At 53.7% G+C, this 19,135-nt stretch carries 9 protein-coding genes; 8 read left to right on the top strand and 1 reads right to left on the bottom strand.

What is annotated here, in order from left to right; genetic code table 11:
• Positions 1-15: 15 nt before the first annotated feature.
• On the top strand, positions 16-1,008 hold the full coding sequence (pfkA, locus tag DUE52_RS06345; protein ID WP_114405244.1) for a 6-phosphofructokinase: 993 nt from the start codon (positions 16-18) through the stop codon (positions 1,006-1,008).
• Here the strand turns inward: pfkA and DUE52_RS06340 are convergent, their stop codons facing one another.
• Positions 1,009-5,064, bottom strand: a complete 4,056-nt coding sequence (locus DUE52_RS06340; RefSeq protein WP_165840875.1) for a two-component regulator propeller domain-containing protein — start codon at positions 5,062-5,064, stop codon at positions 1,009-1,011.
• 215 nt (positions 5,065-5,279) lie between these two features.
• Here DUE52_RS06340 and DUE52_RS06335 point away from each other — a divergent pair, with 215 nt between their 5' ends.
• The 7 genes from DUE52_RS06335 (at position 5,280) to DUE52_RS06305 (ending at position 19,126) form a co-directional block, all read left to right on the top strand.
• Positions 5,280-8,429: a SusC/RagA family TonB-linked outer membrane protein gene (locus DUE52_RS06335; protein WP_114405131.1), complete on the top strand. Its 3,150-nt coding sequence runs from the start codon at positions 5,280-5,282 to the stop codon at positions 8,427-8,429.
• Between the two features lie 12 nt (positions 8,430-8,441).
• The gene (locus DUE52_RS06330; protein ID WP_114405130.1) at positions 8,442-10,310 is read left to right on the top strand and encodes a RagB/SusD family nutrient uptake outer membrane protein; all 1,869 of its coding nucleotides are present in this window, start codon (positions 8,442-8,444) and stop codon (positions 10,308-10,310) included.
• A 65-nt stretch (positions 10,311-10,375) separates the two neighbouring features.
• Positions 10,376-11,110: a DUF3823 domain-containing protein gene (locus DUE52_RS06325; RefSeq protein ID WP_114405129.1), complete on the top strand. Its 735-nt coding sequence runs from the start codon at positions 10,376-10,378 to the stop codon at positions 11,108-11,110.
• Between the two features lie 312 nt (positions 11,111-11,422).
• Positions 11,423-13,510: a CehA/McbA family metallohydrolase domain-containing protein gene (locus DUE52_RS06320; protein WP_114405128.1), complete on the top strand. Its 2,088-nt coding sequence runs from the start codon at positions 11,423-11,425 to the stop codon at positions 13,508-13,510.
• Between the two features lie 18 nt (positions 13,511-13,528).
• Positions 13,529-17,119, top strand: coding sequence for a PVC-type heme-binding CxxCH protein (locus DUE52_RS06315; protein ID WP_114405127.1), 3,591 nt, complete (start codon positions 13,529-13,531; stop codon positions 17,117-17,119).
• Positions 17,120-17,173: 54 nt separating this feature from the next.
• Positions 17,174-17,908: a ThuA domain-containing protein gene (locus DUE52_RS06310; protein WP_114405126.1), complete on the top strand. Its 735-nt coding sequence runs from the start codon at positions 17,174-17,176 to the stop codon at positions 17,906-17,908.
• Positions 17,909-18,013: 105 nt separating this feature from the next.
• Entirely contained in the window at positions 18,014-19,126 is a 1,113-nt protein-coding gene (locus DUE52_RS06305) for a Gfo/Idh/MocA family protein (protein WP_114405125.1), read from the top strand.
• Positions 19,127-19,135 lie beyond the last annotated feature (9 nt).

Here is a 19,135-nt window from a genome sequence, read left to right as displayed (position 1 = left end):
AAAGTATAAGTTATGATGAAACGATTGGCAGTTTTGACTTCCGGCGGAGATGCGCCCGGGATGAATGCCTGTATCCGGGCGGTGGTCCGGGGAGCGGCCTACCATGGCATTGAAGTGATTGGCATCCGCCGGGGCTACAGCGGATTAATTCTGGGGGATGGTGTTCCACTGACTTCATCGACCGTCAGCAACATCATTCAACGCGGGGGAACCATCCTCAAATCGGCCCGCAGCCCTGAATTCAGGACGGTTGAGGGCCGGAAAAAAGCGTACGATTACCTCACGAATCTGGCGGTCGACGGCCTGATTGTCATTGGCGGAAACGGCACCTTTAAAGGGGCTTTGCAATTCGTTGACGAGTTTTCGTTTCCCGTTATTGGCGTGCCCGGAACCATCGATAATGACCTGTTTGGCACGGATTATACCATTGGGTATGATACCGCCGTGAACACCGCCGTGGAGGCTATCGACAAAATTCGTGACACGGCGGATTCGCACGAGCGCATCTTTCTGATTGAAGTCATGGGCCGCGATTCGGGCTACATTGCCATTCAGTCGGGCATTGCGGGGGGCGCCGAGCGGGTGCTGCTTCCGGAAACCGGGGTATCGGCTGCGGAACTCATTGCAGGACTCCAGCAGGGCCGGAATGGCTCCCAGTCGTCGGTCATCCTGGTGCTGGCCGAAGGGGAGGGAAGAGGGACGGCAACGGTGGTCGCGGAACAAATCAAGAAGCAGTCCGGTACTGAATTTGACTTGCGGGTAACAACCCTGGGACACATCCAGCGTGGCGGGGCTCCGAGTGCCGGTGATCGGATTCTGGCGAGCCGGTTGGGGCTGGCAGCGGTGGAAGGCTTGTTGAAAGGCAAAAAGAATGTGATGGTGGGTGTGGTGAATAATGGTCTGGTTTACAGTGGTTTGCATGAAGTTGTTTCCCGTTCCAAACCCATTAGCGAGGAGTTGTTGCGGCTGGTCACGATCCTGAATGGTAGCGAAAGTCATACCCATTGATCAGTAGATTTTACTGGGGATAATCCCGAATTTATTTTTGAAGGCCCGACCAAAATAATTGGGGTCGTTAAAGCCAACCTCGAAGGCCGCTTCGTTCACGCTCATACCACCTTCGAGCAACTGGCGGGCCAGCCCCAGGCGATAGTCATTCAGGTACTCTTTGGTACTCAGGCCGGTGAGGGCTTTCAGTTTTGTATGAAGCTGCGACCGGCTGCAATTCATCTGCCTGGCCAGTTCATCGGCGGTTACCTCTTTATTTTTATACTGCTGATTCACCAGGGCGGCAAACTTCAGTACAAATTCCTGGTCTTTGTTTCGCCGGGGCAGGGCACCCCGTAAGGAACCCGCCAGGCTGTCTGTTAATTTAGTTTTCAGCAACGAAACGGTATTCAATTGGTTGCCAATGATCAAATCCAGTTCTTTCAGACTGAACGGTTTGCCGATGTATCCGTCTGCACCATTGTTCAGCCCCTCGATGATTTTTTTGTCATCTTCATCGTCCAGTAACAGAATAACCGGAATATGCTGAGTCTGCGGGTTTCTTTTTAGCACCAGGCACACACTCCGGTGTTCTTTATCGTGTATATCGCTATCGCACAGAATAATTTCGGGTAGCATCGTTTCGGCTTTCTTCAGGGCTTCGTTGAAGGTGTTTGCCACGCTAATGCGGTAAATTTCCCCGTAATGGCGTTTCAGAAACTGAGCCAGCTCTTTCGAGCGTTCGATAATCAGCAGATTGGGTTTGTCGTTCCGCAAGGATTCATCGGCCGGAGGGCTAAACCACTCCCCATCAGGCAGCAGACTTACCTCCGGTGAATCCACAATATGCTGGCTGATGGAATGCTGGAGTTTAGCACCCGGAATGATTTTGCTGACGGGTGTTTTCTGAATCGGAATCTGGAGCGAAAGCCGGCTCCGATTGTTGGCGTCGAAAACAGACACCCGGCCGGCCTGTAATTTGAGCAGGCTGAAGGCCAGGAGGATACCGATGTTGAGGGAGTTGTCCTGCCCAAAAATTTCTTCAGAGTTTCCGGCATATTGATAGCTGGTTTCGATACTGGTCAAAAGTTCCGGTTGCCCCTCGAAGGTGAAGGTTAACCGCAATTCGGCCGGTTCACATTCCGTCGTGTTCACAACCTCAACGTCGAAGTTCAGTTCGTCGCCTTCGGCCAACTGGTCAATCAGGTAAAAGAACACATTGCCAATGATCATTTCCAACTTTCCGGCATCGAAGGAGGCCATCAGATAGGGGGGCGAAAAGGTGAGCCGCTTCTGAATCTGCCTTGCCCGCAGCAACGGGTCGAACCCTTTCAGGGTTTCTTTGATAAAAGCGATAACATCGGCGTCGGTGCGGTGAATTTTCTGAATTTCGTGACCCGTTTTCCGGAGTTCCGTAATCTGGTCGATCAGGGCCTGCAACCGGCGGGCGTTTTTCTTGATCACGCTGTAATTCGTGGCCGAATCGGCCCGCCAAGCCTGATTATTTTGAATCAGTTCGTCAATCTCCGCGATAATCAGCGTAATGGGGGTCTTGAATTCGTTCGAAAGAAACGTGAAGAAATTCAGCTTCTGCTGGTTCAATTCCCGGCTTTTTTCCCGTTCGACCCGCTCCACCTGCACGGCCATTTTCTGGCGGTTCAGATACGTGATGATTCTCCGGTAGACCACCAATAAACCAATGCCAAACAGCGCGTAGAGCAAATAGGCATAGGTGGTACGCCAGAAGGGCGGTTTCACAATCAGCCGGAGTGTCCGTTCGGTTGGCGACAAATCGCCATTCGATTGAAAGGACCGGACATGGAACGTGTATTGACCGGGAGACAGATTGGTATAGGTCTGCGAGTTTACGGTGGTTTTCGGCCCCCAGGTTTCTTCAAAGCCTTCGAGGTAATAGGTGTAGTAATTCGTTCGTTTCGAGAAATAATTGATGGCTACAAAATCCAGCGTGATCACGTTTTGTGCGTACTTAAAAACCAGTTCGTGGGTTTCGTCAAGGCGTTTGGTGAGCATCAGTTCGCCATCGGGCCGCACTTCTTTATTGAATAGTTTCAGGTCCGTGAAATAAACCGGCGGGTCAAAAACCCGTTTCGTAATGTTATCGGGGTTGAAATAGCAGAGGCCATCCACACTACCGAAATACAGATAACCCTGCCGGTCTTTTAAAGCTGATTTAAAATTGAACTGCGTGGCCTGAAGCCCGTTGCTGCCGTCGAAGACACGATGCGTTTGCTGGTCCGGCTTATAGGACAGCAAACCGCTGTTGGTCGAAAACCAGAACGTTCCGTGGTTATCCTCCAGTGTTTCATAGACGGTCTGGTTTAACAACTGCGCTTGTACCGGGTGGGGAATAAACTTTTTCTGCCGCTCATTCCATTGATATACCCCCGCATTCAGGCTGCCAAACCACATATTATGGTTTGAGTCTTCGTAAATACTGATGATCTGATTGCCTCGCAAAACGGGCGTATTGCCAGCGTGGAAATGGGTTAATTGGTCAAGGACGGGTTCATATTGGTACACCCCCGAGTTTTCGGTAGCAAACCAAATCCGGCCCGACGCATCGCCCATGATATCAATGATAAATGGAGTCCCTAACTCACCGGGTTTGAACAACCGAAAGGTGCCCGTTTTCTCATCAAAAATATTGACTCCCTTCGTCGTACCTACCCAAAGACGACCGGTTTTGTCGTGGAACAGGGAATTGACAAAATTGCTGGCCAGCGAGGTAGAATCGTCCGCATTGTGGAGAAACACGCGTTTTTTTCCCGATACCGGGTCAATGCGGTTTAACCCTCCCAAAAACGTACCTACCCAGGCTGCCCCCGACTTGTCAATCGAAATAGCGTGTACATTGTTGTCACTCAGCCCATTCGCCTGGTTGTGGTAGGTGTAGCGTCCGGTTGCCCGGTCCTGAATGCTGATGCCCCCGTCTTCGGTTCCGATCCAAAGCCGTTCCTGCCCATCGATGGCAAGCTGGCTAATGGCCTTGCCCGCAATGGTTTGCCCGTCGGTGGCCGGAAACAGATGTTCGAATGAAATTCCGACGGGTTTGGTATAATTGACACCCCCAAAATATGTACCCAGCCAAACCATTCCGTCCCGGCTGACAAAGCTTGAATAAACCGCCCGGTCGGTTAGTCCATAGGGCGAGGCCGTAAATGATTTATCATATCCCTGCACCATCCGGCGCTGACTGTCGATCATCATTACGCCCGATTCACCACCAATCCAGACATTGCCGGCCTGGTCTTCAGAAACCGTACGCATGACCCTCACCCGGTCTTTGACCAGCCGGACAAACCAGTCCATTGGTCTGAACGTCATGGTTTTTTCATCCAACTGCAACAGATTGGTTTCTGTACTGAGCCAGATAGCCCCCCGCCGGTCTTTGAAAAGCTTGTTGTCGCGGAACGTGAATGCTTTTTTAGGGTTTCCGCCTTCCATTGCCAGGGAGACGATGGTTTCACCGGCTCCATTGATGACATAGGGCGTGTTGTTTTTCAAAATCAGAAAAGAACCTTTCCGGTATTCATGAATGGCATGGATGTTCTGCGCCGGCAGAATGCGCCGGACTGACCCACTCTTCGACAGAATATACAGCCCATCCCGGCAGCCAACCCAGAGTTCGCCCGAGGATGCCCGCTGAATGACGGAAACATTGACCGGACTTTTCCCGAGCGACACCGGTACAAATTCATCTTTATCGAAAAGATAGCTAAACAGGCCACCGGCGGTTCCCACCCACAGTTCATCCCCCACCGCATACAGGCATCTGACCCGTGTCGATTCTGTGTTGGGGTGGAAGGCATTCAGCGGATAATTTTTTATCTGCTGGCTATCGTAACGGCTAACACCACCCCGCGTACCGAACCAAATAAAGCCTTTGTGGTCCTGGGTGATGCTAAATATACTATTGTGCGACAAGCCCTGCTTGGAGGTGAGTGCGTTAAAATAAAATTTTTGGGCCGTGCTTCTCGTAGAGACTAGTGCTAATAAAGTAAAAATCAGGCTGATAGGTTTAATGATGGACAGCAGGAAATAGCCTTTTTTTTGCATTATCATAAATTCAGCTAGATGTATTGCAATTCGCACAATTCTTCAGAATAGGATATAAACAGGCAAAAATTGAACAACTGTCCTGGTTAATTGGTCAAAAGTAAAGATGACGCCATTCTCTACTTCTTATAATTGCAAAATCATTCCTTTGAATTATGCCAGATTACAAAGGAGATGCCTATTCCTCACATAATCTTCTAATTAAATTCATTTCTATGAAGAACATTTCCATCATGAAGGCAATTTGCCTGCCTGGGTTCTTGCTGCTTCTTCTGATCGGGATTCCTGCGCTGGCGCAGCAACGTACCCTGACAGGAAAGATTACGGGCGACAAAGGGGAGGTGCTGCCGGGAGCTACCGTTCTGTTGAAAGGTACCACAACCGGTACTTCCGCCAACGCCGAGGGGATGTACAGCCTCCCGATTCCGGCCGACCAGACGAGCGGCACGCTGGTTGTCTCGTTTATTGGTTACCTGTCGAAAGAAGTACCCATCGGGAATCAGTCCACGCTGAACGTAACCATCGACCCTGATTCCAAAGGATTGCAGGAGGTTGTCGTCGTGGGGTATGGTACCCAGAAAAAAGAATCGATTACGGGAGCCATTTCGTCCGTGACGTCGCGTGATGTGGGGCGGGTTCATGCGGCTACCGTAACCGGAACACTGGCCGGTAAGATTCCGGGCGTGCAGTTCCGTCAAGCCGACGGTCGGCCGGGAGCCTCTGCCAACATTCAGATCCGGAACATGGGTGGCAATCCCCTGTTCATCATCGATGGGGTGCCGAAAGATAAAACCCAGTTCGACAACCTCTCGCCGAACGACGTCGAAACCATCACCGTACTGAAAGATGCCTCCGCTTCCATCTACGGCTCACGGGCGGCCAATGGCGTGATTATCGTGACCACCAAGCGTGGGGTCGTTGGGCAAAAAAGCACCATCAACCTGGATGCTTACTACGGTTTTCAGAACTGGACCCGTTTCCCGACGGTTGTAAACGCCTACGATTGGAACCTGGGCAAAGCCGAAGCTGAGGTAAACCGCAATGGTACCACGGCCATCACCCAGGCTGAATTAGACAAGTATAAAGCCGGTACCGAATACGGGTACCAGAGCTTCGACTGGTATGATTTCATTATTCAGCCCAACTCGCCCCAGTCGAACATCAACCTGAGCGCCAGTGGCGGCTCGGACCGGATTAATTATTACATCTCCGCTACCCGCCTGGACCAGAATTCGGTGATGGGCCGTGAGTTCATATTTAACCGGTCCAATATTCAGTCGAACATCGACGTCCGGGTTACGGACCGGATTAAAGTCGGACTGACGATTGCCGGGCGGCAGGAAACCCGCGAAAATCCGGGTGTGCCGGGTGGCGACGATTATGTGGCGCCCAAGTTTGCCATTCTCCGCAACCGGCCCGGCGAGCGCCCCTACGCCAACGATAACCCCGATTACATCAATACGATCAGCAATCCGGCCTCCAACTGGGGCTACCTCAACTACGCGCGGTCGGGTTTTCTCAAAGAAGTCTATTCATCGATAACCCCCCAGGCTACTGTTGAATACCAGACACCCATCAAAGGCTTGTCAGTCAAGGGATTGTATTCGTACATGTTCCGGGATTCGCAACGCGAGGTATTTGAGTATACCTACGACACCTACACCTACAATCCAAGCACCCAGCAATATAACCGGACGGGTGGCAGCCAGAATCCGTACCGGCAGCGGGTGGTAAACAAGATTGACGAAAATATCGGGCAGTTGCAGCTTCTGTATACCAACACCTTTGGCAAGCACTCCATCAACGCCATTGCCCTGACCGAGCGGCTCAAGAAGCGCGAACGGAATGTAGAGGCTCGTACCGTGCCCAAAACCAATTCGCTGCCCGTGATGCAGTTTGCCGACATTGTCGCCTACAATGATGCCGACTTCACGCAGGCCAGAGTCGGTTACATCGGCCGGGTGAATTATGGATACGCCGACAAATACTTCCTGGAAGTGGCCGCCCGGCGCGATGCTTCCTGGAAATTCTCCCCCACCAAACGCTGGGGTACCTTCCCATCGGTTTCCATGGCCTGGCGAATTACCGAGGAACCCTTCTTTAAGGAATGGACCAACGACGGGGCCTTCCTGAATGACCTCAAACTGAGAGCTTCTTACGGGATGCTGGGTGATGATAACGTCCGGCCCAACAACGCTGACCTCGACGCCTTTGCCTACAATCCCGGCTACAACTACAACACCGGTGTGGGCATCATGTCGGGAACAACGACCGTTGCGGCCCGCGACCGGGGGATTGCTTTCGACCGGATTTCGTGGCTGAAGGCCAAAGTGACCGACATCGGGGTGGATTTCTCGCTGTTGAACAACAAAATCACAGGTACGCTCGATTATTTCCGGCGGGTGCGCGACGGGTTGCCTGCCGTGAAGAGCGACGTGTTTGTGCCCAGCGAACTGGGCTACGCCCTGCCGCAGGAGAACCTGGAGCGCGATGCCGTGGTTGGTGGCGAAGCCTCGCTGGTGTATAACGGCGACATCCGGGGCGTCCGGTTCACCATCGGTGCCAACATTTCCTACGCCCGAAACCGGTTCCTGAGTCCCTACAATCCGCGCTACGGCAACTCGCTGCTCGAATACCGCGAATCGCTGGAAAACCGCTGGAGCAATATTTTCTGGGGATATGAAGCCGTCGGTCAGTTTCAGTCGCAGGAAGAGATCAACAATTACGTGGTCAACAACGACGGACAGGGCAACCGGACCATGATTCCGGGCGATTTGATTTACCGCGATCAGAACAACGACGGCGTCATTAACAGCCGCGACGAACGGCCCATTGGCTACGGCATCAACAACACACCGATTCTGTCGGGTGGATTGAACTTCACCCTGCAATACAAAGGCTTTGATTTTGCAATGGATTTCTCCGGCGGCACGATGATGGCCATCAACCGGCAGTTTGAGCAGCGCAACGCCTACCAGAACACCGGGAATGTGCCGCGCCTGCTGTTCGATGACCGCTGGCGCCGGGCCGATCCGCTCAACCCGGATAGTCCGTGGATTGCCGGTTCCGAAATTCCCCTTCGTTACAATGATACCGGACACAGCAACATCAATAAAAATTCGACCTGGTGGCTCCTGAATATCAGTTACCTCCGCAACCGGACGATGGAACTGGGCTATACCCTGCCGGCGCTGCTGACCCAGAAAGTGAAGATCCAGAAGGCCCGGCTGTTTGTGAACACCTACAACCTTTTCTCCATCGACAACACCCGCCCCTACGGCATCGACCCCGAAGTGCAGGACGAAAACGGGCTGCAATACCCGCAAACCAAACTGTTCAATTTTGGAGTGAACCTGAGCTTCTAAACCGACCCCGCCATGAAGAAAACTATTTTATCGCTCGTCGCGCTCTTTTCGTTAACGACGGGCTGCAAGGATGATGCTGAATTCCTGAATATTAAGTCCACCAATATTCTGCTGGTCGATGAGGTCTATAGTGACCCCCGGCTGGTGTTGTCGGCGGCAACGGATCTGTATAACCGCATTCCCGACCTGGTCGAACCCGCTAACTTCGGAATCATGGCCAGCTTCGATGAAGCTTTTGCCTCGGGCGACTACGGGCGGCACCAAAACCGGGAATACAGCTACGACGACTGGAGCCTGTGGGACTATGGCTATATCCGCGAAATCAACCTGTTCATCGAGCGGGTCAATGCTGCTACCCGGCTGAGTGCGGCTGACAAGGCTCGGTTCGCAGCCGAAGGCCGGTTTCTGCGGGCCAATGCGTATTTTGAGTTAGTGAAACGGATGGGTGGTGTGCCGTTGGTTACCGAGTCGCTGACCTACGATTACAGCGGTGATGCGAGTTACCTCCGTAAACCCCGCGCCAAAGAATCGGAGGTATATGATTTCGTGATCAGCGAGCTTGAGGCTATCAAATCGATTCTGCCGAAAACCCCCAATGAAAAATCCCGCGCTACCTACGGGCTGGCTCTGGCTTCGAAAGTCCGGGCTGCGCTCTACGCCGGTTCCATCGCTAAATACGGGGTCAATACGCCAACGGTTTCGCTGCCGAACGGCGAAGTGGGCATTCCGGCGACCAAGGCAACTGCCTATTTCCAAACCGCCCTGACGTCGGCTCAGGAGTTGATCACCTCCGGGCAGTATTCACTCTATCAGAAAGCCCCCGACCTCTCCACCAATTTTGCCAATATTTTTCTGGACAAGGCCAATAACCCGGAGGTCATTTTCGTCGAAGATTACAAGCTGCAAAGTGGTAAGATTCACAGCTTTGCGCTCGACAATCAGCCCCGCGCCATCACCGAAGAAGGCGAACGCGGGGGCCGTCTGAACCCGTCGCTCAACCTGGTGCAGTCGTTCGAAAAATTAGACAACTCGTTTGCGCCTTTGGCCATCAACAAGGGCACCCCAAATGACTATATTTACTACGATAAGCCCGAAGACCTCTTCGCCGACCGCGACCCGCGTTTGCAGGGAACGGTGCTGGTGCCGGGGGCGATCTTCAAAAATCGGCCTATCGACATCTTCGCCGGGCTGGTGTTGGCCAATGGCAGCATTCTGTCGGGCGACCAATTGGGCCAGCTTAAGCCGGTCAATGGGGTTTCGGTGCAGGTGGTGGGTTTGTCAGGACCCATCGAAGGCTACGATGGCTCGGCGCAGGGCGGTTTTTACATGCGGAAATACAACGATCCCGTAACGGGTTCGGGCCAGATTGGAACACAGAGCGAGGTCTGGAACGTGCGGTATCGCTACGCCGAAGTGCTGCTCAATGCCGCCGAAGCCGCTTTTGAACTGGGGCAGAGTGCGGTGGCAGCCGGCTATCTGAAACTGGTGCGCGACCGGGCCGGTTTAACCAAGGCACTTACCCCGGGCGAAGTCACGTTCGACCGGATCGTTCACGAGCGCAAAGTGGAGCTGGCCTACGAAAACCACCTCCTTTGGGATATGAAGCGGTGGCGCCTTGCCCATGTCGTCTGGGACGGCAGCAACTCCGACCTGACTACCCAGCCCGGCAAGGCCACCGAACCCAGCACGCGGGTCTACAGCCTCTGGCCGTATAAAGTGTATAATCCCGGTGGGGCCAACCACAATAAATGGGTGTTCCGGAAGGTGCTGTCGGGCCGGGTAACGCAAAGCCACGTTTTCCGATTGGGCAATTACTACTCGCGAATCACGGATGCCATTATCAATAATAACCCTACGATTGTCCGTAACCCTAACCAATAAGCGAATGGGCGAACGAGCGAAATACCGCCTGGTATTTCGCTCCGCTCCGCGACATTCTTAAAGCCATGAAAATCTCCATCATTTACCTCTTCCTTCTGCTCCTGGTCGGTCTGACCGGGTGCGAATTAGATAATTTTGAACCACCCAAATCTACGTTCGAAGGGCGGCTGGTTTATCAGGGTGAACCCCTGCTGATTCAAAGCGCCAACGTTGCGGTGGCCAACAACTCCGATTTTCCGGTTTTTCTGGAACTCTGGCAGAAAGCGTATAACAACCGCAGTTCGATCCGGATACCGATCAAACAGGACGGCACCTTCTCGTCGCTGCTTTTCGACGGCGACTACAAACTGATTGTCCCCAACGGACAGGGACCGTTTCTCTGGAAACGCACAGCCGCTAATACGCCGGATAGTCTGGACATCAAGATTCAGGGCAGCAAAACGATGGACATTGAGGTGATGCCTTATTACATGCTTCGAAACCCGAAAATTTCGAACAATGCCCGGAAAATAACCGGTACTGTTTCCCTCGAAAAAGTGATTACCGATGCGGCCAATGGCAAGACCGTCGAGCGGGTTTCGTTGTACGTCAACAAAACCCAGTTTGTCGATGCGGGCAATAGCCTGAACAAAGCCGACCTGGCCGGAGCCGACATCAAGGATCTGGCCAATGTGACCCTGACCACGGGTGAACTGCCCGCGCTGGTTCCGTCACAAGGGTACGTGTTCGCCCGCATTGGCTTGAAAATTACGGGTGTAGAAGACATGATCTATACGCCGGTACAGAAAATAACTTTGTAATAGGTTGGTTAGTAATGCCTACTAAGCGGCAAAGGTTCGGAATCGCCTGAACCTTTGTGCTTAGTGTTCGGATAAGCACCAACAACGTATACAGAGTAAATCGTTAATCGTTTTTAGTTTATGGATAGAGATTGTCCAAAAATTATAAATCATACTTTCTATGCCGCCCCCAACCCCCTGAAGGGGGCTTCTGATCCGGATGTTTTAGCCCCCTTCAGGGGGTTGGGGGCAAATCCGAAAGAGAGAGAATAAGATTTTTGAACAGTCTCTAAACGCTAAACTATTTTTAACTAAGTACTTAGCCTCGATTCAATGAAATACTTTCTTTTCCTGTTTGCCTTAATGGGCGCAGTGGCTCACGCTCAGGTGCCGGTCGATTTGTCGAAATTTACCAAAAGTGGCCCCACAACGGTTTCGCAGCAGGGGAATGACCTGGTGGTGACCTGGCCCGCTTCGGGTAAAGAGAAAGGACGGCTGGTGATTAACCTGGTCGCGGACAAGCCCCTTTTTAGCCATATTCAACTTTCGAAAGTCGGGAAGTTTAGTGAAATAGCCACCGACCTGAACCCGGCTTTTGTGCTCACGGTGGGCAAGCGGGATTTAGTTTCACAGAACGGCTGGAACATTTTTTTCGATAAAACCAACCGGTTGCCGCACAAAGCCTACGCCGTTGAACTGGCGAAACGGTCGGCCAGCGTCAGCACCATTGGCTCCCGAACCGTGCTGCGAATTGGCGAAGTCGCGGCCGCATCGTTCAAAGGCGCCATCGAAATTACCGTGTATCAGGGCAGTCCGCTGTTCAACGTGGCGGCTGTGATGGCGACGCAGGTCGACTCGACCGCCATTCTCTACGATGCGGGTCTGGTGAGCAAAACCGGCAGCGGCTGGACGTCATTGGACTGGTCGGATACGGATAATAAAATGCAGTCCATTCCGGTCGACCTGTCCGTTCCGAATAAGGCCCAGGCGGTTAAATACCGGACCATCATGGGCAATGGTCCCAACGGAACGCTGGCGGTTTTTCCGGCTCCGCACCAATATTTCTACCCGCTGGACGAAGCCTACAACCTCGATTTTACGTGGTATGGCACCGGGTACCGGAGTCTGGTTCCGGAATTTGGCATCGGCATCCGGCAGGATTTGATGGGCGACCGGCGGTGGGTTCCCTGGGTGAACGCGCCCCCCGGCACCCAGCAACGGCTCAACTTTTTCTGCCTGCTCAGTACGGACAAACCCACCGAAACGCTGGCCGAGGTGAAGCGGTTCACGCACAACGACAAGTATCCGGTGGTGCCGGGCTACAAAACGATGTCGAGCCACTTTCACAATGAATTTACGATGAAGGTGGTGCTGGCGGGTAAGCCCATTCCGGAAAACCCCAACTTCGTGAAGGTGTTCAAGGACCACGGGGTTGACATTGTTCACCTGGCGGAATTTCACGGCCCCGGCCACCCGAAAGGCCCCGATAGCCTGCGGCTACGGGAACTGAAAGCGCTGCACGAACAATGCAAACGATTGTCGGACAAGGACTTTCTGTTACTGCCCGGCGAAGAGCCCAATAATTTTTTCGGGGGACACTGGCTGTCTTTTTTTCCGAAGGATGTGTACTGGATTATGTCGCGCAAGCCCGACATGCCTTTTGTTACCGAAGACCCCAAATACGGAAAGGTTTACCGCATTGCCGACAAGCACGATATGCTGAAGCTGCTGGAAGCTGAAAATGGCCTGGCCTGGACGGCCCACGCCCGCACCAAAGGCTCGACGGGGTATCCGGACAAATACAAGGAAGAAGCTTTTTTTAAGTCCGACCATTTCTTCGGAGCGGCCTGGAAGAATATTCCTGCTGATTTATCGGAACCGAGACTGAGTCGCCGGGTGCTGGATTTGCTGGACGATTACTCGAACTGGGGTTACAAAAAACACGCCATCGCGGAATCGGATATTTTTACGATGGAACCCGAAAACGAAACCTATGCCCACCTGAACGTCAATTATATGCAGATGGACAAGCTGCCCGACTACAGCGCGGGCTGGCAACCGGTTCTGGACGTCATGAAACAGGGGAAGTTTTTCGTGACTACTGGGGAAGTCATGCTGCCCGCTTTTACGGTCAATGGCAAAGGGGCAGGCGAAACGCTGACCTTACCGACCAGTGGAAAAGCAACGATCAACCTGAACGTAAACTGGACCTTCCCGCTGTCGTTTGCCGAAATCATTTCCGGCGACGGCAAACAGGTGTATCGCGAACGCATCGACTTAACAAACACCTTGCCCTTCGACAAAAAAGCATACCGGTTCGACACAAATCTCAAAAACCGTACGTGGGTGCGGGTCGAAGTCTGGGATGCTGCCATCAATGGGGCCTTCACCCAGCAGGTCTGGCTCGAAACCCCGAACTAATCGCTCAATTCTTGGTCTATGAAAGTATCAATTTTTATCCTGTTGCTGGCCTTCGTGCTGCATCAGGGCTGCACGAGAACTGCCCAGTCCGGACAAACAAACGGATCGGAACAGAGTCGTTCTACTACTGAAAAAACCGCCCGCCGGGGCGAAGTGCTTTTTCTGGGCCATCGGAGCAAGCATCACGATTCGGGGAAATATGCGCCCTGGCTCGCCATTTCCCTTTTCAAAAAAGGCGTCAATCTGACCTATACGGTTAATGTCAACGACCTCAACACCGAAAATCTGGCCAAATACGATGGCCTGGTGATCTATGCCAACCACGACAGCCTGCCGCCCGCACAGGAAGCGGCTTTGAAGGCGTTTGTGGAGGGGGGGAAAGGGCTCATTCCCCTGCATTCGGCTTCGGGCTGTTTCAAAAATTCGGATTGGTACATCAACACCATCGGGGGGCAGTTCAAGTCGCACAAGGCGGGGGCGATAACGACAACCATCGTGGCCAAAAACCACCCGGTGATGCAGGGGTTGGTGCCGTTTACCACCTCCTGGGACGAAACCTACATACACCAGCGGCTCAATCCCGACATGACCGTGCTGACAACCCGGCAGGAAGGAGACCGGCAGGAGCCGTACACCTGGGTCCGGAAGCAGGGAAAAGGGCGGGTTTTTTATACCGCTTATGGCCATAACGACAGCACCTGGACCAATCCCGGTTTTCGCGAACTGGTCAACCGGGGCGTGTTGTGGGCCCTTGGGGAGCCGGTAACCAAACAGATTGCCAAATTGGCCATTCCGAACGTGGACATCTATGAGTCGGCCAACATTGCCATTGCGGACTACACCAAACGGCACCGTGTTCCGGCCATGCAGGTGGCGCTGAAGCCCGACGATTCCAAAAAACTGATGCAGGTGCCGGCCGATTTCGACATTCAGTTGTTTGCCGCCGAACCCGACATTACGAATCCCATTGCCATGGCGTGGGACGAACGCGGGCGGCTCTGGATTGTGGAGTCGGTCGATTACCCGAACACCTTTCTGGAAACCGACGGAGCCGCCAACGACCGGATCAAAATTTGCGAAGACACCAACGGCGACGGGCGGGCCGACAAGTTCACCATTTTTGCCGACAAGCTGAATATTCCCACGAGCATGGTGTTTGCCAACGGTGGCGTGGTGGTTTCGATGGCTCCGCACTTCGTTTTTCTGAAAGATACCAACGGGGACGACAAAGCGGATGTGCGGGAGAACATCATGACCGGGTGGGATAAAAATGACACGCATTTTGGCCCCTCGAACCTGCAATACGGTTTTAACAACAAGATTTGGGGCGTGGTGGGCTCCGGTTTTTCCGGCACGACCCGCGACGGGAAAAATCTGAATTTCAGAACCGGCGTCTACAACGTCAATCCCGACGGAACCGGTTTTGACTTTCTGGCCAATACGAGCAACAATACCTGGGGACTGGGGCTAACGGAGGATAATAACGTGTTTATTTCCACCGCCAACAACACCCACAGCGCGTTCTATTCGATGCCCGCCCGCTACATGCAGCGTAACCTGCCCGGCTCAACGGTGCTGTCCGTCCAAAAAATCGACGGGCATTACGATTCGCACACCCTGACGCCGAATCTGCGGCAGGTGGATGTGGTGGGGGGCTTTACCTCGGCCGCCGGACACCATTTTTACACCGCCCGCAGTTTTCCGAAGTCGTACTGGAACCGGGTGGCGTTTGTGTGTGAACCGACCGTTCGGCTGATTCACAACGCCATCATCGAACCGAAAGGAGCCGGTTTTGCCGAACACGATGGCTGGAATATGCTCGCCAGTTCGGACGAGTGGGTTGGCCCCGTTCACGCCGAGGTTGGGCCCGACGGGGCTTTGTGGGTGGCCGACTGGTACAACTTCATTATTCAGCACAACGTCTTTGTGGAGCGGCAGGCGCCGTCGGAGATGGTACTGCCGTTCAAGGAGCAGCCACGCGGGCAGGGTAACGCCTTCGATAGCCCGCTTCGCGACATCAATTTTGGGCGCGTTTACCGCATCGTTTACAAGAAAGCAAAACCGTACCAGCCCATCACCTTGTCGAAAAATGAACCGGCAGGCCTGATTGCAGCCCTTAAAAGTGACAATATGTTCTGGCGGATGAACGGACAGCGGTTGATTGTGGAGTCGAAAAACACCAGCCTGCTGCCTGAACTCTATAAAATCATCGCCAATCCCGCAGTAGACGAAATCGGCCTGAACAGCCCCGCCGTTCACGCCTTGTGGACGCTGCACGGATTGGGCGTTTTGACGGGTTCGAACGCCGAAGCGATTCAGGCTGCTTCCAAAGCCCTGACCCACCAGGCCGCCGGTGTGCGGAAAGCCGCCGTCGAGGTGCTGCCTGCCACAGCCCAAACCCTGGATATTATCCAGAAAGTGGGTTTGCTGGACGACGCCAGCCTGAATGTCAGGCTGGCGGCCATGCTGGCGCTGGTGCCGTTGCCTCCTTCCGAAACCGTCGGAGCCGCCCTCTACCGGGCGGCTCTCCGTCCCGAAAACGATAGCGATGAGTGGATTGGCCGCGCCTTGTTTGCCGCAGCGGCAGTTCACCGCGACGGTTTTCTGGCCGAAGCGGCCAGGGCTAACTCCAAAGGCGCAGAGAACGCCCTGGTCGGCCGGTTGCTGGCGGGCATCAACAAAGAGGTGTACACGCTGCAACGACGGGCGGTTATCACCCTGCCCCCCGATGTGACGGGCAAGGAGATTATTCTGAAAGGATCGGCGGCTAAAGGAAACCGCCCGATGGAGGGCTTCATTGTCGGACATGGTGGTCAGGAAGGGGGCTACGGACTGTATGTGAAAGACCGTCGCCTGACGATGGTGGTGAAGCAAAACGGGCAGGTATATGCGACCAGCACCACGGAACCGCTGCCCGACAATTTTGAATTTGAAGGCCGGTTGGTGAACGACGGCGAAATGCTGTTGTTCGTAAACGGGCAGGAAGCCGCCAGGGGCAAGGCTCCCTCACTATTTACCAAACCGCTGACGGGTAGTATTCGGGTACAGCGCGACTTTGTCGATGAAAGCTCGATGGGGGCCTACGCTGGTGCTTACGACATAAAATCCTCTTTTGATTTTATGGGTAATGTGCAGAACGCCACCCTTGAAGTTCGCAAACCAACCGGCGAAGCCCGCCCGGCCACGCCGAAGAAAATCATTTCCGACAAGGCTACGGTTTTGACCATCAAGGTGGTGGAAGAGCAGATGAAGTATGACACGAAACAGTTTACGGTTCGCGCCGGGCAACCCGTGGTGCTGACGCTCGAAAACCCCGACATCATGCAACACAACCTGGTGATCTGCAAACCCGGCACCGCCGAGAAGGTGGGGAAAGCCGCCGACAAGATGGCGCAGGACCCGAAAAGTGTGGAGAAACACTACGTTCCGCAACTGCCGGAGGTGTTGGCGTCCAGTATTTTGGTCAACCCGGGTGAGTCGTATACCCTTGAATTCACCGCGCCAGCCAAACCTGGTGATTATCCCTTTATCTGTACTTTTCCCGGCCACTGGAGCATCATGCGGGGAGTGATGCGGGTCGAGGGTGCAGACACCGTCAAGAGCCGCTAACCGGAATGAAAACCGTTCGGGAGATAACCAATTAACTACTAAAGTTAAAACACCATGAAACCATTTTCTTTTCTTCTGTTGCTACTAGGGGTGAGCCTCTCGTTGACGCAATGCAAGGTTGGTTCACCCAAAACCGCCAAAGCCGGCAAACCCATTCGGGTGCTGGTGGTGGGTGGAGGAACGTCGCATAATTTCGGGATGTGGTACCGCAACGTGGATGGCCAAACGTTGAGCCGCGACGGTTTCGCGACGGTCAACTACGTGGGCGATCCCGATTCCATGCTGACCTTTCTGCCCCATGCCGACGTGCTGTATCTGAGCAACAACCGGCCCATCACCAACCCGGCGGTTCGTCAGGCCATTATGGATCACGCCAACGCGGGTAAAGGCCTGCTGCTTGCCCATGCGGCCCTGTGGTATAACTGGAAAGACTGGCCGGAATACAACCAGAATCTGGTGAGTGGCGGCACGCGCAAACATGACAAGTACGGCCCTTTCGACGTGACCGTGACCGACCCGCAACACCCCGTTACGAAGGGCGTTGAACCCAAATTCAACCTGAAGGATGAGCGTTACTTTTTTATTCCGGATCCGGCCGGGCCGGGCATTTCGGTGCTGGCCAGTTCGAGCGTCGCTACGTCCGATGTGATTTATCCCTCCGTTTTTGTCGTCAATCACCCCAAGGCACGCATTGTCGGTTTAGCATTGGGCCACGATGCCGAGTCGCACAACCTGCCGGTGTATCAGACACTCCTGCGGAATTCGGTTGCCTGGGCGGCCCGCAAGTAGTCTATAGTTTAGCGTTTATGGTTTGGGTCGTAATCGTGTAACTATAAACCCTGAATTCTAAACTGATTTTAACAAAGTTCGTATAATCAATCAACTAAAGTCGTTATGAGTGACCAGAAAATTACCGTTGTCATCGTGGGTATGGGTTTCGGCAAAGAGTTTATTCCCATTTACCTGCAACACCCCAACATCGGCAAGGTGGGCATCTGTACCCGCAATCGCCAGACCCTCGATGATTTAAGAACCAAATACAACCTTGACCCGGACCTTTGTTTTGAGCATTTTGAGGATATACCCGGCCGCGCCGATGTCGACGCCATCCACGTCGTTACGCCCGTGCCCGATCACGCCCGGATGACGCTGGCGTCGCTCAACGCCAATAAACACACGGCCTGCACCATCCCGATGGCCATGACCAAAGAAGACTGCCAAGCCATTGTGGAGGCCAAACGGCGGAGTGGCAAAGTATATATGATGATGGAAACCGCCCTCTACACGCGCGAATTCCTATATGGCCTGAACCTGGCCGAAACGGGTCAACTCGGTCGCATTCAGTTTGTTCGGGGATCACATATTCAGGATATGAGCATGGAAGGCTGGGGCGAATACTGGAAAGGCTATCCGCCGATGCTCAATGGTACGCACGCCATCTCGCCCCTCCTGCGCATCAACAACACCAGGGCCGAAACCGTCGTCTGTCACGGTTCCGGGCGATTGAGTGAGGACCTGGCCAGTCGCTACGGTTCGCCCTTTGCCGTTGAAACGGCAACATTTACGCTGAAAGACTCCGACGTTGTGGCCGAGGCTACGCGATCGCTGTTCGACGTCGTGCGGCAATACCGGGAAAGCTACGATGTGTATGGCACTAAAATGTCGTTTGAATGGGAACAGTTGCAGGATGAGGAACACGTCATTTTCGACGGGGGGGAGAATGCCCGGCGCATCAACGTACCCGACACGGACGAATTACTGATCGACCCCATCAAGCACTTCACTAAGCGCGAAAAAATCGACGACCCCAACCACGTTTCGTTCCTGCAGGGCGCAGGGCATGGGGGATCGCACCCGCATTTGGTACAGGAGTTTCTGGCCGCCATCATCGAAGGCCGAGACTCGGCGGTAGATGCCGAATTGGCCGCCAACTACACCCTCGCGGGAATCTGCGCCCACGAGTCGGCCATGAACGGAGGGGTTCGCATCACCATTCCAGCGTATTAAATCAACGCC

The organism is Larkinella punicea (genome assembly GCF_003334855.1).
Lineage (GTDB): Bacteria > Bacteroidota > Bacteroidia > Cytophagales > Spirosomataceae > Larkinella > Larkinella punicea.
This window is presented reverse-complemented; position numbering and strand designations above follow the sequence as displayed.

What these genes read in the sequence shown, in the direction of transcription:
- DUE52_RS06320 (WP_114405128.1), top strand. Translation starts at nt 11,423, where the DNA reads ATGAAATACTTTCTTTTCCTGTTTGCCTTAATGGGCGCAGTGGCTCAC.
- DUE52_RS06310 (WP_114405126.1), top strand. Translation starts at nt 17,174, where the DNA reads ATGAAACCATTTTCTTTTCTTCTGTTGCTACTAGGGGTGAGCCTCTCG.
- DUE52_RS06305 (WP_114405125.1), top strand. Translation starts at nt 18,014, where the DNA reads ATGAGTGACCAGAAAATTACCGTTGTCATCGTGGGTATGGGTTTCGGC.
- DUE52_RS06340 (WP_165840875.1), bottom strand. Translation starts at nt 5,064, where the DNA reads ATGCAAAAAAAAGGCTATTTCCTGCTGTCCATCATTAAACCTATCAGC.
- DUE52_RS06335 (WP_114405131.1), top strand. Translation starts at nt 5,280, where the DNA reads ATGAAGAACATTTCCATCATGAAGGCAATTTGCCTGCCTGGGTTCTTG.
- pfkA (WP_114405244.1), top strand. Translation starts at nt 16, where the DNA reads ATGAAACGATTGGCAGTTTTGACTTCCGGCGGAGATGCGCCCGGGATG.
- DUE52_RS06330 (WP_114405130.1), top strand. Translation starts at nt 8,442, where the DNA reads ATGAAGAAAACTATTTTATCGCTCGTCGCGCTCTTTTCGTTAACGACG.
- DUE52_RS06315 (WP_114405127.1), top strand. Translation starts at nt 13,529, where the DNA reads ATGAAAGTATCAATTTTTATCCTGTTGCTGGCCTTCGTGCTGCATCAG.
- DUE52_RS06325 (WP_114405129.1), top strand. Translation starts at nt 10,376, where the DNA reads ATGAAAATCTCCATCATTTACCTCTTCCTTCTGCTCCTGGTCGGTCTG.